We start from the raw sequence: 23689 nt of genomic DNA, 5'->3' as shown, positions 1-23689 counted from the left end.
GACTGCGGGGGGTGGGGGTGGGGGGGGGTGGTGCCGGGCCGGGGGGGGGGGGGGGGGGCCGCGGGGGCGCGCCCCGGGCGGCCGCCGGGGTGGTGCGGGGTGGCTCAGGAGTGGGTGACGCTGCCGCAGGCGAAGGAGGACAGCGGCAGGAAGCCGAAGCTCTTCAGGTCGGTGGCACCGTTCTTGCAGATCCAGCCGGTCCGGCTGAAGATGGCGCGCAGCGCGTTGCCGTGCGCGTCGGTGGCGGTCCACTCGGCGTCACGGAAGACGTTGTAGACCACGCGGGAGTACGCGGTGGCCGCGAACGCGGAGCTGATGGTCTTGTTCACGGTGTCGACCGGCGCGACGCCGTCGACGGAGCGGATGGTCAGCGGGCCCTGGACGTCGGCGCCACTGCCCTTGCCGAAGTAGACCTGGCCGATGTAGTGGGCCACGGAGTAGGGGGCCAGGGCGTTGACGTCGGCCAGCTTGGGGTCGCTGCCCTGGTTCTCCTGGACGCTGCTGTCCACGCAGGCGCCCGGGGTGACCGCGGTGCCGCCACCGATGGTGGTGAGGAAGAACGAGCGGGTGCCGGAACCGGTCTGCGGCAGGAAGGGCTTGATGGTGGCGTTCGGCAGCGACGGGTTGATCTGCGTCCAGTTGGTGACGGCGCAGGTGTAGATGTCCTTCAGGTTCGCCGTGGTCAGGTTCGCCGGGGCGTTGCCGGCGGACGGCGCGGCCCAGGCGACGGCGTCCTTGGCCATCGCGACGAAGTCGTCGGTGGTCGGGTCGGTCGGCTGCGGGGAGCGCGACGAGCGGGCGAAGTCCACGGTGGCACTGGTGTTGGCGTTCAGCGCGGAGATGCCGGCGCCGGAGCCGTTCGGGCGGGTGATCGGGGTGGCGCCCGACTTGGTGGTGATGGTGCCGGCCGGAATCGCGTCCCAGCTGTACAGGTGCGGGTCGCTCGGGTTGACCAGCGTCGCGTTGTAGTCGGCGGCGATCTGGTTCAGCACGGCCTGGGTGGTGTCCGAGCCGACGCCCACGATGTCCTGGGAGTGCGGCAGGCCGGCCGGGTCGGCGACGGCGGTGCCGGCGAAGACGGTGGCGACCGAGGTCGCCAGCGCGGCGGCGGCAAGCAGGTTGGCAGCGGTCTTACGCATGTTTCTCTTCCTCCGGTGGGAGAGACGTCCATCGCGTGACCCGCACTCCGGTCGGGAGTCCGGGGCCGGTGACCGCGTCCGCTGCGGCCCGTCCGGCAGTGCAGATCCTGTCCGGCGGGCAGGTTCCGCCGGAAGGGAGGTCGAGCCCGGCCGGGGAATGTCGACTCATCGGTTCAGCGAGGTTTAGGTACTGGTCAGCGTGGACGCGACAGGGTCGTGACCGGGCCTCCGAACGGCGTCGACGTTCTTCTCCAGGAAGCTGCTCGGGGTGTTGCCGGAAACCTGGACTTCACCGAAAGCGCACGAACGGAAGGCCGCGAACGATCCGGGGCGGACGGGGCCCGGGCAGCACGGAACGACGACGGAACCGGTGCCGGAATGCGGTGACGGAATGCGGTGACGGAATGCGGCACCGAGCTGCGGCACCGGGATGCGGCGGCGGACTACAGCGGTCGGCGGCCGTCGCGCCCGGAACGGCGCAACTCCTGGCCCACCCACTGCAGTCCGGCCAGGAAGCCCTCGATCCCCGCCTGGCACTGGTCGCGCCGCAGGTACCCGCGCGCGCTGCGGGCGACCGGAACGACGGAGGCCGCCCCCGGCCGGGTGCTGCGCACCGGCAGGTAGGCGGCCCAGACCCACTGGCGCCCCTCGGACTGCCCGATCGAACATCGCAGCGCGGTCCGCTCGATCAGCAACTCCCGGACGGCATCGGCGAGTTCATCCTCACTCCGGTAGGTCCGCGCGCCGACGCCGAGCGGCCTGCCGTTGGCCGCCCGCAGCGCCCAGCCGACGCAGCGGTCGGCCGCCGGCACGACCAGCAGCCGCGGACCGCGCCGCTCAGCGACCATCGGCGCGTCTCAACGGCACTGCGCGCTCCGGCAGTTCGCGCGGCGGCTGCTTGGCGAGCAGCACCACGAAGCGGCGGAAGGCGTTCTGGCAGGTCGCGTACCGCTCGTACGCGCGGCTGGAGCGCACCTCGGGGAGGTTGCGCGAGCCCGGGACGACCCAGACCCAGCCGATGCCGTCCCGGACGTGGGTGATGCGGGCGGTCAGCCCGTCCGCCCCGGCCCGCAGGCCGTCGAAGCTCCGCTCGGCCTCGCCGGCCGTCTCGAACGCGGCCGGGGTGATCGCGACGACCCGGCCGTTGGGCGCCTTCAGTTGCCAGCGGTAGCGCCCGTCCGCGGCTCGTTCGGCGCGGAATCCCCCTCGACTTGCCCCTGCTGCGGTATGACCGCGGCCGGAAGCGTCCACTGCCCCCTCCGTCCGGTTACCTTCCGGTTTCCCCTCCGAGACGGAGCAAAGCTATGTGTGCACACAGAGCCGCCGAAAGCCCAGAACGTTCACAACTTGCGCCGTTGGTCGGGAAGTTCTCTCTCGTTTAACTTTCACTTGTCTTTACCGGAGGGTCCGGTTCCAGCCGATGGACACCCTCAGAGCCGGGCCGTCCAGCGCACCGTGGTGCCCTTCCGGTAGGGCCCGCTCTCGTGCCAGGCGTCGCCGCCGAGCGCCTCGGCGCGCCGGGTGAGGTTGAGCAGTCCGCTGCGCCGGCCGCCCTCCGGGATGCCCACGCCGTCGTCGGTCACGGACAGCAGCACGCCCGGCCGGCCGCCCCGGTCCAGCGACTCCGGGTCGCCGCCCACCGGCCGCCCGTCGTCGCCCAGGTGGACGGTCGCGTCGATCTCCACGCCGACCCGCGAGGCCCGCGCGTGCCGCGCCGTGTTGGAGAGCATCTCCCTCAGTGCGGCGAGCAGTTGACGGCCGGTCCTGTCGCCGACCAGGCTCTCCACCGGCCCGACGAAGCTCACCGAGGGCTTGAAGCCGAGCGCCGCCGCGGCCTGGCTGGCCTCGCGCAGCACCCGGGTGCGCAGGGTGTCCGGCGCGTCGCCGTGGTTGTCGTGCTGCAGGGCGTAGATGGTGGTGCGGACCTCCTGGATGGTGGCGTCCAGCTCGTCCACCGCCTTGCCGATGCCGGTCCGCACCTCGGGGACGACCGCCCGGCGGGCCGCGCTCTCCAGCATCATCCCGGTGGCGAAGAGCCGCTGGATCACCAGGTCGTGCAGGTCGCGGGCGATCCGGTCACGGTCCTGGAAGACGGCGAGGCGCTGCTGGTCGCGCTGGCCCTCGGCGAGCCGCAGGGCGAGCGCGGCCTGCGAGGCGAAGGTCTCGGCGAGCTGCTTCTCGCTCTCGGTGAAGGGCAGCGCACCGCACGGGCGCCAGACGCAGAGCCCGCCGAGCACCCGCCCGGCGGCGACCATCGGCACCGCCATCGACGGGCCGAAGCGGCGGGCGAGCCGCATCACCACGGTCGGGTCGCGGGACATGTCGTCCAGGTAGACGCTCTCCCCCGCCAGCAGCCGGGCCGCGAAGCTCTCCTTGGGCAGCAGCTCGCCGCGGACGAACTCGGCCACCTCGCCGGAGGCGTGGGCGACCCGCATCTGCCCGTCCCCCTCGCCCTCCGGGCCGGTCGGCAGCAGGATCATGCCGAGCGCGGCGTCCGCCAACTCCCGTACCTGCTCGGCCGCGACGGTCAGGGCCGCCTCGGCCTGCTCGGCGGAGAGCAGGGCGGTGGTGACGGCGGCGGCGCCGGCGATCCAGCGCTCGCGGCGGCGGCCCTCCTCGTACAGCCGGGAGTTCTCGATGGCGACGCCGGCCGCGGCGGCGAGGGCGTGCACCACCTGCTCGTCCTCGGGGGTGAAGGCGCCGCCGCCCTTCTTCTCGGTGAGGTAGAGGTTGCCGAACACCTCCTCGCGGACCCGGATCGGCACGCCCAGGAAGGTCTTCATCTGCGGGTGCCGGGGCGGGAACCCGGAGGAGCGCGGGTCGGCGCCGAGGTCGGCCAGCCGCAGCGGTTCGGGGCGGTCGATGAGCACGCCGAGGATGCCGCGCCCGGCGGGCAGTTCGCCGATCCCGGCGGCGGTCCCGTCGTCGACGCCGACGTGGATGAAGTCGGCCAGTCCGGTGCCGCCGGGGGCGATCACGCCGAGCGCCGCGTAGCGGGCGTCGACCAGCTCGGCGGCCCCGGTGGCGATCCGCTGCAGGGTGGCGTGCAGGTCCAGCCCGGCGCCGATGGAGACCACCGCCTCCAGCAGCCGCTGCATCCGGTCGGTGACGGCGGCGGCCGACTGCAGGCGCTCGGCGACCTCCGTGACCAGGGTGTCCAGGCCGAGCGAGGCGATCTCGGGCACCCGATGGGGTGTCGGCTCGGGGGCGGCCTCGGAGGGGTCCGGCCTGGTGTCCGGCGCGGGGTCCGGCATGGGGTCCATGAAGAAAGACTAGTTTGTACGGTTTTCAGACGACGGGTGCCGGGACCGGCGCCGGCACGGCTAGCGGGCCTCCCCCACCGGCTCCGGCAGGCCCACCCGCTCCGGCAGACCGTCTGCCTCCAGCAGCTCGTCCGCCTCCAGCAGACCGTCCGCCTCCCGCTCCCGCCGCCACATCGCGTGCAGCCGCCCGTCCCGGTCGGCGACCAGCTCCGACCAGCGGCCCCGCTCGGCCACCCGGCCGCCGTCCAGCACCAGCACCTCGTCCACCGTGGTGTCGTCCAGCCCGGCCAGCCGGTGGGTGATCAGCACGGTGGTGCGCCCCTCGGTGGCGGCCAGCAGGTCCGCGGTGAGCGCGTCGGCGGTGGGCAGGTCGAGGTGCTCGGCGGGCTCGTCCAGGACGAGCACGGGGAAGTCCGCGAGCAGGGCCCGGGCGAGGGCGAGCCGCTGGCGCTGGCCGCCGGAGAGGCGGGCGCCGTGCTCCCCGACCATGGTGTCCAGGCCGTCCGGCAGCCCCTGCGTCCAGTCCAGCAGCCGGGCCGCGGCCAGCGCGGCGCGCAGCTCGTCCTCCCCCGCGCCGGGCCGGGCCAGCCGCAGGTTCTCCCGCAGCGAGCTGTCGAAGACGTGCGCGTCCTGCGCGCAGAGCCCGATCACCCGGCGGACGTCCTCGCCCGCGAGCGCACGGCTGTCCACAGCCTGTGGACGACCGGCGGCGAGGGTGACGGTGCCGGCGCCCGGCTCCAGGAAGCGCAGCAGCGCCTGGGCGAGGGTGGTCTTGCCGGAGCCGGACGGGCCGACCACGGCGATCCGGCGCCCGGCGGCCAGGTCCAGGTCCACCCCGGCGAGCGCGTCCACCGCCTGCCCCGGGTGCCGTACGGTCAGCCCGCGCACCGCGACCGGCAGCGGCTGCTCGGGCAGGGCACGGGGGTCGGCGGGCTCGGCGACCGGCACCGGGGCGGTCAGCACCTCGTCCAGCCGGGCCCGCGCGGCGCGGCTGCGCTGGCGGGCCTGCACGGCGAGCGGCATCCCGGTGACGGCCTCGAAGGCGGCCAGCGGGGTCAGCACCACCACCGCCAGGCAGACCGGCGCCAGCACCCCGGCCCGCACCCCCTGGACGCCGACGGCCGCCGCGGCGGTCACGGTCAGCCCGGTGAGCAGCGCGATCAGCCCGGTGCCGAGCGCCGTGGTGGCGGCCGAGCGGCCGGCCAGCCGGGTCAGCGCGGTGTCGGCGGCGCGGACGGCGGCCAGCCGGCCGGGCAGCGCGCCGGCCACGGTGAGTTCGGCGGTGCCGGTGAAGGCGTCCACCACTGCGGTGGCCAGGTGCCCGCGCGCCGGGGCCTGCCGCCGCTCGGCGCCGGCCGACCAGCGGGCGGCCAGCGCGGGCACCACCGCGCCCGCGAGCAGCAGCCCGAGGCCGAGCACCGCCCCGGCCGCGGGCAGGAAGGCGGCCAGCGCCAGCGTCGAGCCCAGCGCGACGACGCCGCCCACGGCGGCCGGCAGCCGCCAGCGCAGGTAGTGGTCCTGGATCGCGTCCACGTCGGCGACCAGCCGGGAGAGCAGGTCGCCGCGCCGGAAGGCGGGCAGTCCGGCCGGGGCGAGCGCGCTCAGCCGGCGGTGGACGTCGGCCCGCAGGGTGCCGAGGGTGCGCAGCACCGCGTCGTGCGAGACCAGCCGCTCGGCGTAGCGGAAGACGCTGCGGCCGATGCCGAAGGCGCGCACCGAGGTGACGGCCATCATCAGGTAGAGGACCGGCGGCATCTCGGAGGCGCGGGAGATGAGGTAGCCGGAGGTGGCCATCAGGGCGACGGCGCAGCCGAGCGCGAGCGCGCCGAGCAGGACGGACAGCGCCAGCCGGGGCGTGCTGCCGCTCTCGGCCTCCGGCTCCTCGGGGACGGCGGGGGCGGGCGTCGGCCTCCCGCTGTGGGCGAGCGGGGTGACCGGGGCACCGGCCACGACGGCGGCCGGCCCGGCCAGCCGCACCCGCTCGTCCGCGACGGCCAGCAGCGCGGGCCGGTGCGCGACGATCAGCACGGTGCGCGCCGGGTCCTCGGCGAGGGCCCGGACGGCGTCCACGACGGCGGCCTCGGAGGCGCCGTCCAGGTTGGCGGTCGGCTCGTCCAGCAGGACCAGCGGCCGGTCGTCGGCGAGCAGCACCCGGGCGAGCGCGAGGCGCTGGCGCTGGCCGGCGGAGAGCCCGGCGCCGTCCTCGCCGAGCCCGGCGGCCAGGTCGGTCACGAAGTCGAGCGCGTGGGCGGCCTCCAGCGCCGTCCACAGCTGCTCGTCGGTGGCGTCGGGCCGGTGGAGCCGCAGGTTGTCGGCGACCGTCCCGGCGAACAGGTGCGGGTGCTGCGGCACCCAGGCGATCTGCCGCTGCCAGCTGCGCGGCTCCAGCTCGGCCAGGTCGTACGAGCGGCCGTCGGCGGCGGTGATCCGGACGGTGCCGGCCTCGGGGGCGGTGAGGCCGAGCAGGACGGCCAGCAGGGTGGACTTGCCGGCGCCGCTCGGGCCGGTCAGGGCGGTGGTGGTGCCCGGACGCAGGGTCAGCCCGGCGCCGTCCAGCGCGGGCTCGGTCCGTCCGGGGTGGCGCACGACCAGGCCCTCGGCGCCGATCACGGCCCCGGCGAGGGCGGGCGCGGGCACCGTGCCGGCGGCGGGCAGCGGGGTCTCCAGCACCCGGAACAGCTCGTCGGCGGCGGTCAGCCCCTCGACGCTGGAGTGGTAGAGCGCGCCGACCTGGCGGATCGGGAAGTACACCTCGGGGGCGAGGACCAGGATCAGCAGGCCGGTTTCCAGGTCGAGCGTGCCGTCCACCAGCCGGAAGCCGACGGTGACCGCGACCAGCGCGACGGACAGGGTGGAGAGCAGTTCCAGGGTGAAGGAGGAGACGAAGGCGATCCGCAGGGTCCGCAGGGTGGCCCGGCGGTAGTCGGCGGTGATCCGGGCGATGGTGGCGGCCTGGGTGCGGGCCCGGTTGAACACCTTGAGGGTGGGCAGCCCCGCGACGACGTCCAGGAAGTGGTGCGAGAGCCGGGCCAGGGTGTCCCACTGCCGGTCCATCCGGGACTGGGTGGCCATCCCGATCAGCACCATGAACAGCGGGATCAGCGGCAGCGTCCCGGCGATGATCGCGGCCGAGGTGAAGTCGGCGCCGACGATCCGCAGCAGAACGATCACCGGGACGACCACGGCCAGCGCCAGCTGCGGCAGGTACCGGGCGAAGTAGTCGTCCAGCGCGTCGATGCCGCGGGTGGCGAGGGTGGTGAGTTCGCCGGTGCGCCGGCCCGCCAGGTAGGACGGGCCGAGCGCGGTGGCGTGGTCGAGCAGCCGGCGCCGCAGGGTGGACTTCACCCGGGCGACGGACCGGTGCGCGGCGAGCTCGGTGAGCCAGCCGACCAGCCCGCGCCCGACGGCCGTCAGGGCGAGCAGCAGCAGCGGCGTGGTCAGTTCGCCGAGCGTCGCCCCGCGCTGGAAGGCGCGGACGACGATCTCGGCGATCAGACTCGCCTGGGCGACCACCAGGGCCGCGCCCGCCGCGCCGAGGAGCACGGATCCGGCGAGGAAGGCCCGGGTGGTGCGGGCGTACCCGAGGAGTCGGGGGTCGACCGGCTTCATCGCGTCAGACCCGGTCGAGCGGGGCGGCCGGGGCGTGCCCGGGGATGTGCTGGACGCCGATCCGCTTGCGGAACACCCAGTACGTCCAGCCCTGGTAGAGCAGCACCAGCGGGGTGAACACCGCCGCCACGACGGTCATCAGCTTCAGCGTGTACGGCGAGGAGGCGGCGTTGGAGACGGTCAGACTCCAGCCGGCGTTCAGGGTGGACGGCATGACGTTCGGGAAGAGCGCCAGGAAGAGCATCGCCACGGCGGCCACGATCGTCGCCCCGGAGAGGACGAACGCCCAGCCCTCGCGGCCGAGCTGGTTGGCGACCAGGGCGCCGGCCAGGGCCAGGACGGCGATCACCAGGGCGGCGAGGCTGCGGCCGTTGCCGCTGTCCGCCTGGGTCCAGACCAGGAAGACCAGCGCCAGCACGGCGGTGGCCAGTCCGGCCTGCAGGGCGGCCCGACGGGCCCGCTCGCGGATCTCGCCGACCGTCTTGAGCGCGGCGAACACCGCGCCGTGGAAGGTGAACAGGGCGAGCGTCACCAGGCCGCCGAGCAGCGCGTACGGGTTCAGCAGGTCCCCGAGGGTGCCGACGTAGTTCTTCTGCGCGTCGATGTCCACGCCGCGCACGATGTTGGCGAAGGCCACGCCCCAGAGGAAGGCCGGCAGGAGGGAGGTCCAGAAGATGGCCTCCTCCCAGTTCCGCTGCCAGCGGGCGCCGTCGCGCTTGGCCCGGTACTCGAAGGCCACGCCGCGCACGATCAGGCAGACCAGGATCACCAGCAGCGGGACGTAGAAGCCGCTGAAGAGCGTCGCGTACCAGTCCGGGAAGGCGGCGAAGGTGGCGCCGCCGGCGGTCAGCAGCCAGACCTCGTTGCCGTCCCAGACCGGGCCGATGGTGTTGATCAGGACCCGTCTCTCGGCGGTGTCGCGGGCCAGGCCCTTGGTCAGGATGCCGATCCCGAAGTCGAAGCCCTCCAGGAAGAAGTAGCCGATCCACAGGACCGCGATCAGCACGAACCAGACGTCGTGGAGTTGCATGTCAGATCCTCAGTTCCGCAGTGGTCCTCAGTGCCCCGTGTCCCGGTGCCTCAGTAGGCGAAGGCGAGCGGCTTGTCGGCGTCCTCGTCCGAGGACGGTCCGCGCAGCGAGGGGACCTCGGTGGGCGGCTGCTCGGTCACCACCGGGCCGGCCTTGGCGTACTTGACCAGCAGTCGGACCTCGACGACCGCGAGGATCGCGTACAGCGTGGTGAAGGTGGCCAGCGCCCCGATCTGGGTGCCGACGCCGACGTTGGGGGAGACCGCGCTGGAGGTGGTCATCAGGCCGAAGACGGCCCAGGGCTGGCGGCCCATCTCGGTGAAGATCCAGCCGAAGCTGTTGGCGATCAGCGGGAAGCCCATGGTCAGGATGCCGATCCGCCAGCTCCACGTGGTCAGCAGCGGGCTGAGTTCGCGTCCGGGGGTGAGCATCAGCCGGGGCACCTCGGTGTCGCCGGTGCGGAACTCGGGGCGCAGGAAGAGCTTCTTCCGGGTGGTCCAGAGCCCGATCAGGCCGGCCACGAAGGAGGTCATCCCGAAGCCGATCATGAGGCGGAAGCCCCAGTAGGTGACGAAGATGCTCGGGATGTAGTCCTTGGGGTCGCCGCCGTGCAGCGCGGCCTCGGCGGCCGCGGTGTCGTTGATGCCGGGGACGGAGGAGCTGAAGTCGCTGTGGGCGAGGAAGGACAGCACCCCGGGGACCTCCAGGGCGACCGAGTTGTGGCCCTTGCCGACGTCGCCGACCGCGAAGACGGAGAACGGCGCGGGCGACTGGGTGTCCCACAGGGCCTCGGCGGCGGCCATCTTCATCGGCTGCTGCTCGAACATGACCTTGCCCAGCTCGTCGCCGCTGAGCGCGGTGCCGGCGCCGAAGACCACGGCGAGCACCAGGCCGAGCCGCAGCGAGGTGCGCATCGAGGCGGTCTTCCTCGCGTCGGCGGTCTCCGGCCTGCGCTTGGCCTTCCAGAGGTGGAAGGAGGAGATGCCGACCATGAAGGCGGCACCGGTGAGGAAGGCGGCGGTCAGGGTGTGGGCGACGACGGTGAGGGTGGTGTTCTGGAACAGCACCTTGGTGATGTCGGTCAGCTGCGCCTTGCCGGTGGCCGGGTCTATCGCGTACCCGACGGGGTGCTGCATCCAGGAGTTGGCGGCCAGGATGAAGTAGGCGGAGAGCACGGTGCCCAGCGCGACCATCCAGATGCAGGCGCAGTGGATCTTCCTCGGCAGCTTGTCCCAGCCGAAGATCCACAGGCCGATGAAGGTGGACTCGAAGAAGAAGGCGATCAGCGCCTCCATCGCGAGCGGGGCGCCGAAGACGTCACCGACGAAGCGGGAGTAGTCGGACCAGTTCATGCCGAACTGGAACTCCTGGACGATTCCGGTGACGACGCCCATCGCGATGTTGATGAGGAAGAGCTTTCCCCAGAACTTGGTCGCGTGGAAGTACTTCTCCTTGTTCGTCCGCACCCAGGCGGTCTCCAGACCGGCCACGACCGCGGCCAGGCTGATCGTGAGCGGAACGAAGAGGAAGTGGTAGACGGTGGTGATGCCGAATTGCCATCGCGCAATGGTCTCGTGAGCGATTGCCAGTTCCACGTCGCCCTCTCTCCCAACCGGCCCGCACGTTCGACGGGCGCATTCCGGACAAACTTCTTGTGTAGCCGTAGACCGTCGCCAAGCCGTGCAAGCTTGTCCGCTTGTGAACGTGAACACGTTCACAAGGGCCAGTATCCACCATCCTTACGGGGGAACTGCAGGTGGGGTGGGGTTGACGGACCTGTGCGGTGCGTCACGGTTTGCCGCGCGGTGCGCACAGTCTGCGGACCCGGCCCCGGCCGGGGCAACGAACGACCGGGCGGATGCGGACGGGCTCTTGGCCGAACCGGCGCTTGACAGGCCGACGCCCCGCTTGCACCCCGCGAGCGGAGCGAGCCGGGCCCGGCCGGCCCGACCGGGCGCGGCGGTGCCGGCAGGTCCGGTCAGGCGCGGCGGTGCCGGCAGGTCCGGTCAGGCGCGGCCGAGGAGCTGGGTGCCCGAGGTGGAGTCGGCCCGGGCGGTGAAGAACTCGGTGAAGCCTTGCAGGAACTCCTCCCGGGTGATCCGGCCGTCCCCGTCCGTGTCCAACTGGCGGAAACCGTGCGACAGCTCGACCGGGTGCACCCGCGGACCGCCGAACACCGCGCGGTACTCGTCGAACTCCAGGAAGCCGCTGCCGTCGGTGTCGGCGGCGGTGAACACCGCCCGCAACGCGGGCAGCAGCCCCTGCTCCAGGTAGGCCCCGTCCCGGTCGCAGCCGGCCACGGTGGCCGCCACGAACTCCTCCCGGCTGACCTTCCCGTCGCCGTTCGCGTCCATCACCGCGCGCAGCTGCTCCCACCAACCCTCGAAGGCCTCGTGCACCCGGGCCTCACCGGCCTCGTCCAGCTCCAGCTGCCAGCAGACGTTGTGCGCCATCGCCCGCAGGTCGTGCACGGTGACGAAGCCGTCGCCGGTCTGGTCCAGCACCTCGCGGAAGAACCGGTCCAGCCGGGGCCCGCGGGTGTCGCGCTGCGGGCGGTAGCGGCGCCCGCCCGGATCGGCCTGTTCCGCGGAGCGGTAGCGCGCGCGGTCCGGGAGGCGGGCGACCAGCGCCCCGGCGCCGCGGTGCAGCACCAGGGACAGCAGCGCGCCGCGCCGGGTCGCGGCCCGCCCGAACCGCTCCCGGACCACCGGTGGCAGGTCGGCCGCCGTCAGCTCGGTGATCACCCGGGCGACGACGCCCCGGACCACCCGCCAGCCGGCGTCCCCGAGGAACCACAGCCGCCGCGGCCGGGGCGCCTCGCGCAGCAGGTCGCCCATCAGGTAGCGCGCCGCCTCGGTGAACTCCAGCTTCTCGCGGGCGTACCGGGCGAAGTAGGGGGGCAAGTCCTCGGCCGTGGGCGGCAGTTCACCATCGGGCAGGTCGAAGGCGGCCACCGCCTGCTTGAACTCGTCGTACGCCTGCTCCAGTTGGGCCGCGTCGTAGCCGTCGCCGCCCAGCCGCCGCATCGCGACCACGCACTCGAAGAGCGTCAGCAGCACCCACGCCCTGGTCCCGGCGTCCCGGGCGTCGTACGGCCGCCCGTCCGGCCCCGTCCCCCGGATCCGCTTGTGCGCCCGGTCCAGCCGCGCGATCTCCCGCCGCAGCGTCTCCGCGTCCTGGTAGAACAGCCGGCGCCCGCTCCCCAGCGTGTGCTCCACCCGCCGCCACGGGTGCGCCCGGTACGTCGAGTGCTCCGCCATCCCGGCCCCGACCACCGGATCCGCCGCCTGCAGCACCAGCAGCCGCCACGCGACCAGGGCGATCCGCCACTCGGAGAGGTCCCGCTTGAACGACACCGCGCGCTCAGCCACGGCGCTCGCCGGTGATCCCGGGACCGATCACGAAACCCTTGGCGGGGCCTTCGGGGATCACGGCCTCCTTGCCGTAGGGGACCCGGGTCGAGGAGGCGTAGGCACGGCGCTCCCGGTCCGGCTCGGTCAGGACGGTGACGGCACCGCCGTCGTCGTAGTCGTCGATGATCACGTACACCGGGATGCCGGCGGCGGCGTAGGCGCGGTGCTTCAGGATGTGATCGCGTTTGCGAGCCTCGGCGCCGGGCGAGACGGTCTCGATGACGAGTGGCACGCCGGCGGCCGACAGTCCCACACCCTCGGGATGCTCGATCTCATCGGTGTCGTCGGGCGCCACGAAGACATCCGGGATGAGCACCTTGAGATCGGCAATGACGTTGCCGTCCTGCGCGGGGCCGTAGCCGGTCCCCCTCAGATGGTCATACAGAGCCCGACCCAACCGCCTGTTGACGGTGAAGTGGCGAGTTCCGCCAGTGGGTGACAACGTGATCGTCCCCTCGATGATCTCCGCTCGGAAGCCCTCGGGCACATCCATGGACTTCCACGCTTGCCACAGCACCTGGTCCAGGTTCACGGCGACGGTCCTCTCGGCGATGGCCTTCTCGGCGACGGCCCTCTCGGCAACGAGCGCGCTCATGGGAACACCCCACTTCCCGTCCAGTGTGGTCAGCCCGTGCGAGTCCGCACAAGCAACGGCAGCACGGTCGCACACGACCGGGGGGCCGGTCGGGTGATCGACGATCGGTTCACTCGATCGGGGCGTTTGGGGCTCGGAATGCCCGGTCAGCAAGGGAATTGACGGGCCGACATCTCTCCGGCGCCGACGCTCAGCAGGGCCGGTCGGCGTTGTTGGGAAGTTCGACCCGGAACGTCGCACCCTCGCCGGGCGCGGTGTCCAGGCTGAGGGTCCCGCCGTGCGCGCGGGTGAGGGCGGTGGCGATGGCGAGACCGAGTCCGGCGCCGCCGCCGTTGTCGCGGCTGCGCGAGGCGTCCACCCGGAAGAAGCGGTCGAAGACCCGCTGGGCCTGCTCCTCGGTGAGGCCCGGGCCGGTGTCGGCGACCTCCAGCAGGCAGACGCCGCCGGGCCCGGCGCCCACCCCGATCCGCACCGGGGTGCCGGCCGGGGTGTGCTTGACCGCGTTGCCGACCAGGTTGGTCACCACCTGCCGCAGCCGCGCCTCGTCGCCGAGGACGGGCGCCGCGCCGGGCGCGCCCGTGCCGGAGGGGCCGGTGAGCGCGACGGGCCGGCTGGGGTCGAGCGCGGTGAGGTCGTGCAGGGCGTCGGCGGCGAGGGTGCGCAGGTCCATCGGGGCGAGGTCGAGCGGGCGTTCCTCGTCCAGCCGGGCGAGCACCAGCAGGTCCTCGACCAGGGCGCCCATCCGGTCGGCCTCGCTCTCGATCCGGGTCATGGTGCGCTTGACGTCCGCCTCGTTGGGCAGCGCGCCCATCCGATACAGCTCGGCGAAGCCGCGGATCCCGGCCAGCGGGGTGCGCAGCTCGTGCGAGGCGTCGGCGACGAAGCGCCGCATCCGGGCCTCGGACTCGGCCCGGGCCGCGAAGGCCGCCTCGATCTGGGTGAGCATCCCGTTGAGCGCGACCGACAGCCGTCCGACCTCCGTGCCCGGGGAGAGTTCGGGCATCCGGTGCGACAGCTCGCCGGCCGCGATCCGCTCGGCGCCCTCCTCGATCCGCCGCAGCGGCCGCAGCCCGGCCCGTACCGCGAAGAAGCCGAGCGCGGCGATCAGCAGCAGGACGGCGCCGCCGATGGCCAGGAAGGAGGTGCGCAGCTTGCCGAGGGTGGCGTCGATGTCCTCGCGGGAGACGGCGACCATGACGTGGGTCGGGGTGGCCGTCGGGGAGGCGTACGCGTTGGCGCCGACGGCCGGACCGCGGGGAGCCTGGAGCGGCAGCACCAGCACCCGCCAGCGGTGCTCGCCGCGCTGGTCGGGCAGGTCGAAGGGGACGTCGGGGGCGGTCCGCGCCGGGTCCAGGCCGGCCAGCTGCGGCGCCGGGTCGGTGTCCGCGACGGGCTGGCGCATCACCGCCTGGACCTTGCCGTCCGCGGAGAGGTACTGCACCAGGTACTGGCTGGGCAGCATGATCCGCCGGCCGGTGACGGCGGGCCGGCCGGGGTTGGGGGTGGACACCTGGGCCGGGGGCTTGCGGGACAGCGGCAGCCCGTACCGCTGGAGCTGCTCGTCGAGCTGCTCCACCAGCTGGCTCCGGACGGTGCCGACGACGAAGGCGTCGCTGACCGCGAGGCCGGTGGTGACCAGCGCCAGTGCGAGCACCAGCAGCCGGGCGCGCAGCGACAGCCGTGAGGAGAACCGGGCGAACACGTGCGGCGGTACCTGTCAGCCCTGCGGGGGGCGGCGCAGTGCGTAGCCGATGCCGCGCACGGTGTGGATCAGCTTGGGGCCGTGCGCCGGGCCGGAGTCGAGCTTGCGGCGCAGGTAGGAGATGTACGACTCGACGATGGAGAGGTCGCCGCCGAAGTCGTAGGCCCACACGTGGTCGAGGATCTGCGCCTTGGAGACCACCCGGCCGACGTTGGCCATCAGGTAGTGCAGGAGCTTGAACTCGGTCGGGGAGAGCGAGACCGGGGTGCCGCTGCGGGTGACCTCGTGGGCGACCGGGTCGAGGCTGAGGTCGGCGACGACCAGGCGGCCGTCCTCGGCGGGCCCGCCGGCCCGGCGCAGGATGGCGCGGATCCGGGCGATCAGCTCTTCGAGGCTGAACGGCTTGGTGACGTAGTCGTCCGCGCCCGCGGCGAGGCCCTGGACCTTGTCGCCGACGCCGTCCTTGGCGGTGAGGAAGAGCACCGGCAGGTGGTCGCCGGGGTGCCCGTGCGCCGGCCCGGCTATCTGGCCGCGGCTGGTGCGCTCGCGCAGCTTCTCGACGACGGTGAAGCCGTCGAGGTCGGGGAGCATCACGTCGAGCACGACCAGGTCGGGGCGCTCGGCCGCGATCAGTTCGAGCGCCTCGGTGCCGCTGGCGGCGGAGGCGACCCGGAAGCCGGAGAAGCGCAGCGAGGCGGAGAGCAGTTCGCGGATGTTGGGCTCGTCGTCCACGACGAGCAGGAACGCCTCGCCCTGGCCCCCGGCCACCGTGGAGCCGCCTGGTGTGGTGACAGTGCCTTGCACGGGGCTTCGGCCTCCCGGTCGGACGATGACGTTCAGCATGAGGCTAGCTCTCGGAGGCTACGCGGCATGGATGAATGTTGGATTAACACCTTATCGGTCGGTTTTACGACGACAAGGCCATAGCGGGGCGCTCGGTGGTGTGCGGACGGGCGTGAACACGCCCGGCGCGCCCCCGGACAACAGTGCCCGCCCCTGCCCAGTCGCCGGTATGACCTGGCTCACTCCCCCGCGCCCGGAGCCCCGACCGGCGGGTGCAGGTCGGCCCACGGACGGAGCTTCTCCGGGTTGCGCACCGCCCAGATGTGGGTGATCCGGTCGTCGGCGATCCGGAAGGCGATCACCGTGACCGTGACGCCGCCCTGCCGGGCGACCAGACCGGGCAGGCCGTTGACGGTGCACTCCAGCAGCGTCGTCGCCGGCGCCAGGCGGGCGATCTCCAGGTAGGCGCGGGCGATCCGTTCGTTCCCCGACAGCGGGTGCGGCAGGGCGCCGACCAGGCCGCCGCTGTCGGCGATCACGGTGGCGCCGGGATCGAGCACGCCCATCAGCGACCTCAGGTCCTTCGCCTCCCAGGCCCGTTTGAACTCCCGCACCACGGCCGCCTGCGCGCCCGTCGGCACCGCCGGGGCCTGCGCGACGCGGATCCGGCGGCGGGCCGAGGTGGCCAGCTGACGGCAGGCGGCCGGCGAGCGGCCGACGATCGCGGCCACCTCGGCGAACGGGTACCGGAAGACGTCGTGCAGGACGAAGGCGACGCGTTCGGCCGGCGTCATGGACTCCAGCACGACGAGGAAGGCCATGCCGACCGACTCGTCCAGGGTGATCCGGTCCGCCGGGTCCGCCGCCGCGGTCGTCGCGGCGGACGTCCACTCCCGGCCCTCCGGCAGCGGCTCGGGGATCCACTCGCCCACGTAGCGCTCCCGCCGCACTCTGGCCGAGCCGAGGACGTTGAGGCAGATCCGGCTGGCGACCGTCGTCAGCCAGCCGCCGGGGGAGCCGATCGCCTCCCGCTCCCGCCGGGGCATCGCGTACCAGCGGGCGTAGGTCTCCTGCACCACGTCCTCGGCGTCGGCCAGCGAGCCGAGCAGCCGGTACGCAAGATTGATCAACCGCCGCCGCTCGCCCATGATCGCGCCCGGACCCTCGTCCCGCACCGGTCCCCGCCCCTTCGCCTCGTCGTCGGACTCCTCACCCATCTGACAGGACCGCGCAGCGGAATGTGACGCCTTTGCCGTCACCTCACATCCCGGACCGCTGTCCTGTCGTACCGCTCGAAGGCGAACAACCGAGACGGAGGAACCCGATGGACGACTTCCGAGCGACCGCCGACCTGGTCGAGATCCAGGCGCTGCAGGCCGAGTTCACCGATGCCGTGATGATGCGCGACCGCTCCCGGCTCTCGCGGCTGTTCACCCCCGACGGCGCGCTGCGGATGCCGAACGTCCCGGTCGAGCTGGTCGGCCGCGAGCAGATCCGCGTCGGCGGCGAGAAGCTGCAGGAGCAGTGGGACTTCTTCGTCCAGAACACCCACCCCGGCGCGATCCGGATCGACGGCGACACCGCGTCCGGCCGCGCCTACCTGTTCGAGCTCGCCCGTCTGAAGAACGGCTTCCAGGGGCTCAACCACGCCGTCTACCACGACCGTTACCGGCGCACCGAGGACGGCTGGCGGATCACCGAGCGGGTCTACGAGGTGCGGTACCTCGACACCACCCCGCTGACCGGCTCGGCGCCGGAGTCACCCCGGGTGTCGTTCACCGACCCGGCCCCGGCCGAGCGGCTGGAGCGGGCGGCGGCCGCCCTGACGGCCAACGGCTTCACCGTCGAGGTCCTGGACGGCCTCGCCGCCGCGCGCGCCCGGGTCGACGAGCTGATCCCGGAGGGCGCGGGCGTCTTCACCGGCGCCAGCGAGACCCTCCGGCTCTCCGGCATCGACGAGGACGTCAACGCCGGCATCCGCTACCGGGCGGTCAAGCCGCGGGTGACGGCCATGGACCGGGCCACCGAGGGCGACGGCATCCGGCGGGCGGTCGCCACGCCCGACGTGGTGCTGGGCAGCGTCGCCGCCGTCACCGAGACCGGCTCGCTCGTCGTCGCCTCCGGCACCGGCAGCCAGCTGCCCGCCTACGCGGGCGGCGCCGGCCGGGCGATCTGGGTCGTCGGCGCGCAGAAGGTGGTCCCCGACCTGCCGACCGCCCTGCGCCGGGTCGAGGAGCACGCCCTGCCGCTGGAGTCCGCCCGGGCCGAGGCCGCGTACGGGTGCCCCAGCGCCGTCAGCCAGCTCCTGGTCCTCAACGCGCCGGCCCGGATGACCCCGGGCACCGTCCTGCTGCTGCGCGAGGCCGTCGGCTACTGAGCGGGCCCCGCAGCAGTCGGCCTGTACGCCGGGTTCCGTCTCCCGAGTACCGCACCGGCGCAGGAAGTCGGCCGGACCGACTTCCTGCGCCGGACGGGCCCTACGGCTCCAGCCGGTGCGGCCCCCGGAAGAGGAAGGTCGCCTCGCGGATCGACGGCAGGCCGAGGGCGAGCATCAGCAGCCGGCCGAGGCCGAGACCGAGGCCGCCGTGCGGCGGGGTGCCGTAGCGGAAGCAGTCCAGGTAGCCGGAGAGCGGCCCGGTGTCCATGCCCTTCTCGCGGGCCTGCGCGACCAGCCGGTCGTACCGGTGCTCGCGCTGGGCGCCGGTGGTGATCTCCACGCCCTTCCACAGCAGGTCGAAGGACTCGGTGACGGTCGGGTCGTCCTCCGGTCGCAGGTGGTAGAACGGCCGCACGGAGGCCGGGAACCGGGTGACGAAGACGAACTGGTGCCCGGTCTCCTCGGCGATCAGGGCGCACAGCGTCCGCTCGCCCTCGGGGTCGAGGTCATCCTTGACGCCCTCCGGGTCCCGGCCGGTGGCGCGGAGCCGGGCCAGCGCGTCGGCCATCGTGATCCGCGGGAACGGCAGTTCCGGTACGACGACCTCCGTGCCGAAGTGCTCGGCGATCGCCCCGCCGTGGCGCTCGGCCACGGCGGCGAGGACACGGTGCAGCATCCGTTCCTCGAAGGCCATCACGTCCTCGACGCCGTCGATCCAGGCGATCTCGACGTCGACGCCGGTGAACTCGGTGGCGTGCCGGGAGGTGAAGGACGGCTCGGCCCGGAACACCGGCCCGATCTCGAAGACCCTGTCGATGCCGCCGGCGATCGCCATCTGCTTGTAGAACTGCGGCGACTGGGCGAGGTAGGCCGTCCGGCCGAAGTAGCCGACCTCGAACACCTCGGCGCCGGACTCGGAGGCCGTGCCCATCAGCTTCGGCGTGTGCAGCTCGGTGAACCCCTCCTCGGCGGTCACCTCGCGCATCGCCCGCTCGACGGTGGTCTGGACGTCGAACACCAGGTGCTGGGCGGGGCGCCGGATGTCGAGGAACCGCCAGTCCAGGCGCTGGTCGATGCCGGTCTTCTCGTCGATCGGCAGCTTCGGCTCGGCGAGCGAGACGATCTCCACGCGGGACGGGACGATCTCCAGGCCGCCGAGCTTGACCTGCGGGCTCGCGACCACCCTGCCGGTGATCTTCACCGCGGACTCCGGCGTCACCTGCTCGAACGCGGCCTCGATGACGTCGCCGTCGCCACCGCGCAGGTGGGTGACCTGGACGAGGCCGGTGTGGTCGCGGACCAGGACGAACTGGATCCGCCGCTGCAGCCGCAGCGTGTTCACCCAGCCGTAGACGGTGACCGTCTCCTCGATGCGCGCGTGGAGGTCAGCGACGAGGGTGCGCGTCATGGCGGCAACTCCCTGGGTTGCGGGCGCGTTGGTCGCGCCGACGACGAGCGGTAAACGGCCGCTCGGGGGGACGCGCCCACCATAGACGGTCAAGATCGCGGAAGTCGCCCGGTTTTCCGGCGGTACCGCCCCGGCGACACGGGACGGTACGGCCTCCTCAGCCCATGCCGAACGAGTCGTGGACCGGGCGCACCTCCACCGCCACGACGTGGAAGTCGAGGACCCGCGCGGCGATCTCCCGCGCCCGCTCCGGGCTCGCGCAGTCGATCACGTAGTAGGCGGTCAGGTGCTCGGCCGCCGCCGCGAAGGGCCCGGCCGTGGCGGTCACCCCGTCCGGTGCCTGCGACCCGTCCGACCCGTCCGATCCGTCCGGACCGCCGCCGTTCCGGCGGAGCGTGGTCGTGTCCGTCGGATACGCCAGCCCCGCGCCGTTCAGCATCTCGCCCGAGCCCTCCAGGTCCCGGTGGAGCGCCTCGTGCCGCCGGAACACGTCCGCCCGCTGCTCGGTGGTCATCGCCGCGGTCGCCGCCGGATCGGCGTACATCAGCACCATGAACTTCATGGCGCGATCCTCGCACCGGAACGCCCGGGTGCCGCGGCTCACCGCACCGGTGGCCCGACGGTCGGATGCGCACCGCGGTCGCGGCTGCGCGGGGGTGGTGGCGGGGGGGGGGGGGGGGGGGGGGGGGGGGGGGGGGGGGGGGGGGGGCGGGGGGGGGGGGGGGGGGGGGGGGGGGGGGGCCCCCCCCCCGGCCGCGCCCCGCCCCCCCCCCCCCGCGGGGGTGGACGGCTCCGGGGGCGCGGGTCAGAGGGTCCAGTCGAGGACGGTGCCGTCCGGGGCGGTGTAGCCGATGCGCTGGACGTCCGGGCCGGCTTCGAGGGTGAACCACTCGCGGCGCGGGCGGTTGTGGGCGAGCCAGCTCTTGTGGGCGGCGTCGACGTCCGCGGGGGCGGCGAGGGCGTGGAGGCCCGCCCAGAAGGAGAAGCCGGGGTCGTCCAGGACGCGCGGGTCGGCCTCCGGGGCCGCCGGGACGGGGGCCCCGCCGGGGTGCAGCGGCGCGAGGGCGGCCGGGCGGGGGAGGAAGCGGCCGACCGCACGGCCGTCGGGCAGCCTGGTGAGTCGGGCGACCGCGCCGCCGATTGGGGCGACGATGAGTCCGCCCGGCGCGCACTGGTCGAGCCAGGCCCGGGGGACGCGGCGGACCTCGCCGGTGGCGATGATCCGGTCGTACGGCGCGGCGGCCGGGTGCCCGTCCACGCCGTCGGCCCGGACGACGGACGGTGCGAGGCCGGACTCGGCCAGCCGGGCGCGGGCGGTGTCGACCGGACGCCCGGTGCAGTCGGTCGAGGTGACGGCGGCCGCGCCGGCGAGGTGGCAGAGCAGGGCCGTCTGGTAGCCGCCGCCGGTCCCGATCTCCAGCACCCGGTCGCCGGGGCGGACGTCCAGCGCGTCGAGCACGTCGGCGAGCAGGCTCGGCAGGGCGGCGGTCGACGTGGCGACTCCGCCGCGCAGGCCGCCCGGCGCGGCGTCCTCCGCGTGCACGCCGTCGATCCCGGTCACCAGCGCCCGGTTCGCGTACACCTCCCGCAGCCAGGAGTCGTCGCCGAAGTCGTCGGCGCGCCACGGCAGATGGAGCCCGCGCTCCTCGCGGTAGAACACCGGGACGAACGGGTGCCGCGGCACCGTGAGGAACGCCTCGACCACCCGGGCGGACAGCCCGGTGCTTCCGCGCTCGATCTCGGAGGCCAAGTCGACCCTGGCGCATAGGAGTTGCTCGTCGGTGTGGAGAACGGTCGGCATGCCCGGTCGGCCCTTTCGTGCTCGCGGTCACGGACGTCGGGGCAGACCGGTCAGGTGCTCGACGAAGACCGTCCGGCCGTTTTGCCTTCCCCCGCGACCGGCGCCCCCGATGCTCCCGAAGACGTGAACAGATGGTCAAGACTTGTGAATGGAGGAAATGCCGAATTCGCGGGGCCGGGCGGTCGGTTCGCGTTTCCGGGCTCAGCCGAAGACGGCCGTCGGCTCACCGGTGTACCAGGTGTTGTCGATGCGGAGCCGGCGGATGACCCAGCGGTCGCCGTCCCGGACGAGGTCGACGTCGTACGGGTTCTTCAGCAGGGCGTGGGTGGCCGGGTCGGCGGTGAGCAGGTGCTGGGCCTCCACCAGGGCGGTGAGCCGGGCGGTGTCGCCGTCGACGGTGATCCGCGGGTTGGTCACCTGGTGGGTGGTGTCCACCCGGCCGGCGAACATCGCCAGGATGGTGGTGACGATGGTGTCCCGCCCGGACATCAGCGGCGGCTCGGCGCCCCACTTGGCGGCGGCCGGGCGGAAGTCCAGCTCGGCGTCGGCGGCGAAGGCCGAGGCGAACAGCGCCTCGTCCTTGAGGTCCTGCCCCAGGCCGAAGCGGTACAGCGCGTCGATGATCTCCGCGCGGTCCCTGAGCTCCGCGACGACCGCGGCGGTGTCGTGGGCGGGGGCGGTCAGGGCGCGGTCCCGGGTGACGTCCATGATGTCCTCCTGTGGGGAGCGGTGGGGGCGTGGTGGCGACGACCTCGATCCTGCGCCGCGCCTGACGTGGCATCAACGCGCTCCTGCGCAACGATCGTGAAGTCCCGGTTGACGGTGGAGGGGTGGGTGCGCATGCTGGAGCGCCACGAGCTGGAGGCCTTCCTGACGCTCGCCGAGGAACTGCACTTCGGCCGCACCGCCGAGCGGCTGCACGTCTCCACGGCCCGGGTCAGCCAGACGATCGCCAAGCTGGAGCGCCGGATCGGCGTCCCGCTGTTCCACCGCACCAGCCGCCGGGTGGAACTGTCCCCGGTGGGGCGGCAGTTGCAGGCGGAGGTCCGGCCCGCCTGGGAGCTGATCACCGAGGCGTTCGGGCGGGCCGTCGAGGCCGGACGAGGCCTGACCGGGCTGCTGCGGGTCGCCTTCGACGGGCCGGCGGCGGGCCAGCTGCTGGTCGGCGCCGCCCGGGTGTTCCGCGACCGGCACCCGGACTGCGAGGTCCGGATCCGCGAGGCGCACCTGCCGGACGTCCTGCCGTGGCTGCGCGCCGGCGAGGTGGACCTGGCGCTGACCGGCCGCCCGGTGCACGCCGAGGGCGTCACCGAGGGCCCGGTCCTGGTACGGGAGCCCCGCATGCTCGCCGTACCGGCCGGGCACGCCTTCGCCCGCCGTACGGTCGTCTCCGTCGAGGACCTCGCCCGGGTGACCGTGCTGCAGCTCCCCGAGAGCGTGCCGGACTCCCTGCGCCACGACCTCGCACCGCGCCGGACACCCGCCGGGAAGCCCGTCCCGCCCGGCCCGTCGGCCGCGACGCTCAACGAGGCGCTGACCCTGGTCGGCGCGGGCGAGGGCGTCTTCGCCGTCGGCGCCCATGTGCGGCGCTACTTCGCCCGCCCCGACGTCGTCTACGTGCCCTTCGAGGACGCCGCGCCGGTCGAATGGGGCCTGGTGTGGCTCGCCGAGGGCGCCACCGCCCGCGTCCGGGCCTTCGGCGAGGCCGCCCTCGCCATGGTGCAGGAGCACGCCCCCTGAGCGGTCCGTGGGAAGTCGGCCGGGCCGACTTCCCACGCCGCAGGCGGCTTCCTCAGGACTGCGCCGGCGTGCCGATCGCCCGCGGCCGGCCGGACCACAGCACCGAGCCGAGCAGCATCGCGCCGGGCGCGATCCCGGCGACGACCGCGATCACGGCGACGGGGGCGTCGCAGGCGGCCAGCACCAGGCCGACGACACCGCAGGCCGCCATCCCCGCGGCGAGGACGTGCAGTGCGGGCCTGCGCCAGACGGCCGCGAGGCCGAAGAAGTGCACACCGACCACGAAGGCGATCCACGCGACGCTCGCACGGGGGGTGTGCAGCACGTTGGAGATCACGAACAGTCCGACCGCGAGGGCCAGCCCCTCGGCCGCCACCACGTACCAGTAGCGCCGCCCGAAGCCCGTGCCGCTCGGCGGTCCGCTGTCGCCGACGGTCGCGGCGTCGGTGGTGATGGCGGTGGCGGTGGCAGCGGCGGTGGCGGCGGCAGTAGGCACGGCGGCACGGCCGGCGAACACGATCCGGACGAACGCGAGGATGGCGAGCACCCGCAGCGGAGCGCCGAGGGCGGTCGGCAGGGTCCCCGCGTTCATCTGGACGAAGGCGAGGCCGAAGCCACCGCCGATGAGCCTGCTGACCTGATCTTTTGTCATGATCGTCAGATCTACAGCATGAAGATCATCCGGCACAGCGGGTTCCCGGACTTCCGCCACTGTCGGCCATCAGGGTCAAGGACGACCCCGCCTTGCTCACCCGCTGGCGTGCCTCGTGAAGCGGCCGAGCCCGTTCGGGCTGAAGTGGTGACACCATTCCCACCCGCCCGGAGAGAA

General features: G+C 73.6%; 19 protein-coding genes. 2 read left to right on the top strand and 17 right to left on the bottom strand.

All coding sequences use genetic code 11. The features are described 5' to 3' along the window. Positions 1–104: 104 nt before the first annotated feature. The 12 genes from ACIRST_RS37125 to sigJ form a co-directional block, all read right to left on the bottom strand. Positions 105–1139, bottom strand: coding sequence for a substrate-binding domain-containing protein (locus tag ACIRST_RS37125; protein ID WP_350523693.1), 1035 nt, complete (start codon positions 1137–1139; stop codon positions 105–107). A gap of 443 nt (positions 1140–1582) precedes the next feature. After that, the gene (locus ACIRST_RS37120) at positions 1583–1987 is read right to left on the bottom strand and encodes a hypothetical protein (protein WP_350523692.1); all 405 of its coding nucleotides are present in this window, start codon (positions 1985–1987) and stop codon (positions 1583–1585) included. Then, entirely contained in the window at positions 1977–2390 is a 414-nt protein-coding gene (locus tag ACIRST_RS37115; RefSeq protein WP_402808191.1) for a hypothetical protein, read from the bottom strand. Before ACIRST_RS37115 ends, ACIRST_RS37120 begins: the two co-directional genes overlap by 11 nt. Before the next feature lie 179 nt (positions 2391–2569). Continuing rightward, positions 2570–4393, bottom strand: a complete 1824-nt coding sequence (locus tag ACIRST_RS37110) for a GAF domain-containing protein (protein ID WP_402808197.1) — start codon at positions 4391–4393, stop codon at positions 2570–2572. Positions 4394–4462: 69 nt separating this feature from the next. Then, on the bottom strand, positions 4463–8011 hold the full coding sequence (cydD, locus tag ACIRST_RS37105; protein ID WP_402808189.1) for a thiol reductant ABC exporter subunit CydD: 3549 nt from the start codon (positions 8009–8011) through the stop codon (positions 4463–4465). Positions 8012–8015: 4 nt separating this feature from the next. After that, positions 8016–9041: a cytochrome d ubiquinol oxidase subunit II gene (gene cydB, locus ACIRST_RS37100; RefSeq protein WP_402808187.1), complete on the bottom strand. Its 1026-nt coding sequence runs from the start codon at positions 9039–9041 to the stop codon at positions 8016–8018. A gap of 50 nt (positions 9042–9091) precedes the next feature. Next, positions 9092–10636 carry a cytochrome ubiquinol oxidase subunit I gene (locus ACIRST_RS37095; protein WP_402808185.1) on the bottom strand — a complete coding sequence of 515 codons (1545 nt, stop codon included), beginning with the start codon at positions 10634–10636 and terminating at the stop codon, positions 9092–9094. A 411-nt stretch (positions 10637–11047) separates the two neighbouring features. Next, entirely contained in the window at positions 11048–12412 is a 1365-nt protein-coding gene (locus tag ACIRST_RS37090) for an oxygenase MpaB family protein (protein WP_402808182.1), read from the bottom strand. Then, the gene (locus ACIRST_RS37085; RefSeq protein ID WP_402808179.1) at positions 12405–13049 is read right to left on the bottom strand and encodes a Uma2 family endonuclease; all 645 of its coding nucleotides are present in this window, start codon (positions 13047–13049) and stop codon (positions 12405–12407) included. Before ACIRST_RS37085 ends, ACIRST_RS37090 begins: the two co-directional genes overlap by 8 nt. Before the next feature lie 190 nt (positions 13050–13239). After that, complete coding sequence (locus ACIRST_RS37080; protein WP_350523685.1) at positions 13240–14751, bottom strand: HAMP domain-containing sensor histidine kinase; 1512 nt, start codon at positions 14749–14751, stop codon at positions 13240–13242. 15 nt (positions 14752–14766) lie between these two features. Continuing rightward, positions 14767–15594, bottom strand: a complete 828-nt coding sequence (locus tag ACIRST_RS37075) for a response regulator transcription factor (protein WP_396551085.1) — start codon at positions 15592–15594, stop codon at positions 14767–14769. 179 nt (positions 15595–15773) lie between these two features. Next, on the bottom strand, positions 15774–16751 hold the full coding sequence (gene sigJ / locus ACIRST_RS37070; protein ID WP_402808175.1) for an RNA polymerase sigma factor SigJ: 978 nt from the start codon (positions 16749–16751) through the stop codon (positions 15774–15776). A gap of 107 nt (positions 16752–16858) precedes the next feature. On the opposite strand from sigJ, the gene ACIRST_RS37065 reads away from it, so the two are divergent. After that, positions 16859–17911 (top strand): LUD domain-containing protein, encoded by a 1053-nt coding sequence (locus ACIRST_RS37065; protein ID WP_350523683.1) that lies wholly within the window; start codon positions 16859–16861, stop codon positions 17909–17911. 100 nt (positions 17912–18011) lie between these two features. Here ACIRST_RS37065 and aspS read toward each other — a convergent pair whose 3' ends face one another. From aspS to ACIRST_RS37045, 4 genes are all read right to left on the bottom strand, one after another. After that, positions 18012–19319, bottom strand: coding sequence for an aspartate--tRNA(Asn) ligase (aspS, locus tag ACIRST_RS37060; RefSeq protein ID WP_402808172.1), 1308 nt, complete (start codon positions 19317–19319; stop codon positions 18012–18014). A 157-nt stretch (positions 19320–19476) separates the two neighbouring features. Continuing rightward, the gene (locus ACIRST_RS37055) at positions 19477–19881 is read right to left on the bottom strand and encodes a YciI family protein (RefSeq protein WP_402808170.1); all 405 of its coding nucleotides are present in this window, start codon (positions 19879–19881) and stop codon (positions 19477–19479) included. Between the two features lie 243 nt (positions 19882–20124). Then, positions 20125–21120: a methyltransferase domain-containing protein gene (locus tag ACIRST_RS37050; RefSeq protein ID WP_402808168.1), complete on the bottom strand. Its 996-nt coding sequence runs from the start codon at positions 21118–21120 to the stop codon at positions 20125–20127. Positions 21121–21321: 201 nt separating this feature from the next. Beyond that, entirely contained in the window at positions 21322–21828 is a 507-nt protein-coding gene (locus tag ACIRST_RS37045) for a nuclear transport factor 2 family protein (protein WP_350523679.1), read from the bottom strand. A 132-nt stretch (positions 21829–21960) separates the two neighbouring features. Here ACIRST_RS37045 and ACIRST_RS37040 point away from each other — a divergent pair, with 132 nt between their 5' ends. Beyond that, positions 21961–22860: a LysR family transcriptional regulator gene (locus ACIRST_RS37040; protein ID WP_350523678.1), complete on the top strand. Its 900-nt coding sequence runs from the start codon at positions 21961–21963 to the stop codon at positions 22858–22860. 52 nt (positions 22861–22912) lie between these two features. Here ACIRST_RS37040 and ACIRST_RS37035 read toward each other — a convergent pair whose 3' ends face one another. Then, entirely contained in the window at positions 22913–23512 is a 600-nt protein-coding gene (locus ACIRST_RS37035; protein ID WP_402808164.1) for a hypothetical protein, read from the bottom strand. Between the last annotated feature and the right edge of the window lie 177 nt (positions 23513–23689).

This window comes from Kitasatospora sp. NPDC101447, from assembly GCF_044767225.1.
Classification (GTDB): Bacteria; Actinomycetota; Actinomycetes; order Streptomycetales; family Streptomycetaceae; genus Kitasatospora.
This window is presented reverse-complemented; position numbering and strand designations above follow the sequence as displayed.

Excerpts from the sequence above, each read along its gene's own strand:
- ACIRST_RS37125 (WP_350523693.1), bottom strand. The coding sequence starts at position 1,139 with ATGCGTAAGACCGCTGCCAACCTGCTTGCCGCCGCCGCGCTGGCGACC.
- ACIRST_RS37120 (WP_350523692.1), bottom strand. The coding sequence starts at position 1,987 with ATGGTCGCTGAGCGGCGCGGTCCGCGGCTGCTGGTCGTGCCGGCGGCC.
- ACIRST_RS37110 (WP_402808197.1), bottom strand. The coding sequence starts at position 4,393 with ATGCCGGACCCCGCGCCGGACACCAGGCCGGACCCCTCCGAGGCCGCC.
- cydD (WP_402808189.1), bottom strand. The coding sequence starts at position 8,011 with ATGAAGCCGGTCGACCCCCGACTCCTCGGGTACGCCCGCACCACCCGG.
- cydB (WP_402808187.1), bottom strand. The coding sequence starts at position 9,041 with ATGCAACTCCACGACGTCTGGTTCGTGCTGATCGCGGTCCTGTGGATC.
- ACIRST_RS37085 (WP_402808179.1), bottom strand. The coding sequence starts at position 13,049 with ATGAGCGCGCTCGTTGCCGAGAGGGCCGTCGCCGAGAAGGCCATCGCC.
- ACIRST_RS37075 (WP_396551085.1), bottom strand. The coding sequence starts at position 15,594 with ATGCTGAACGTCATCGTCCGACCGGGAGGCCGAAGCCCCGTGCAAGGC.
- sigJ (WP_402808175.1), bottom strand. The coding sequence starts at position 16,751 with ATGGGTGAGGAGTCCGACGACGAGGCGAAGGGGCGGGGACCGGTGCGG.
- ACIRST_RS37065 (WP_350523683.1), top strand. The coding sequence starts at position 16,859 with ATGGACGACTTCCGAGCGACCGCCGACCTGGTCGAGATCCAGGCGCTG.
- aspS (WP_402808172.1), bottom strand. The coding sequence starts at position 19,319 with ATGACGCGCACCCTCGTCGCTGACCTCCACGCGCGCATCGAGGAGACG.
- ACIRST_RS37055 (WP_402808170.1), bottom strand. The coding sequence starts at position 19,881 with ATGAAGTTCATGGTGCTGATGTACGCCGATCCGGCGGCGACCGCGGCG.
- ACIRST_RS37050 (WP_402808168.1), bottom strand. The coding sequence starts at position 21,120 with ATGCCGACCGTTCTCCACACCGACGAGCAACTCCTATGCGCCAGGGTC.
- ACIRST_RS37045 (WP_350523679.1), bottom strand. The coding sequence starts at position 21,828 with ATGGACGTCACCCGGGACCGCGCCCTGACCGCCCCCGCCCACGACACC.
- ACIRST_RS37040 (WP_350523678.1), top strand. The coding sequence starts at position 21,961 with ATGCTGGAGCGCCACGAGCTGGAGGCCTTCCTGACGCTCGCCGAGGAA.
- ACIRST_RS37035 (WP_402808164.1), bottom strand. The coding sequence starts at position 23,512 with ATGACAAAAGATCAGGTCAGCAGGCTCATCGGCGGTGGCTTCGGCCTC.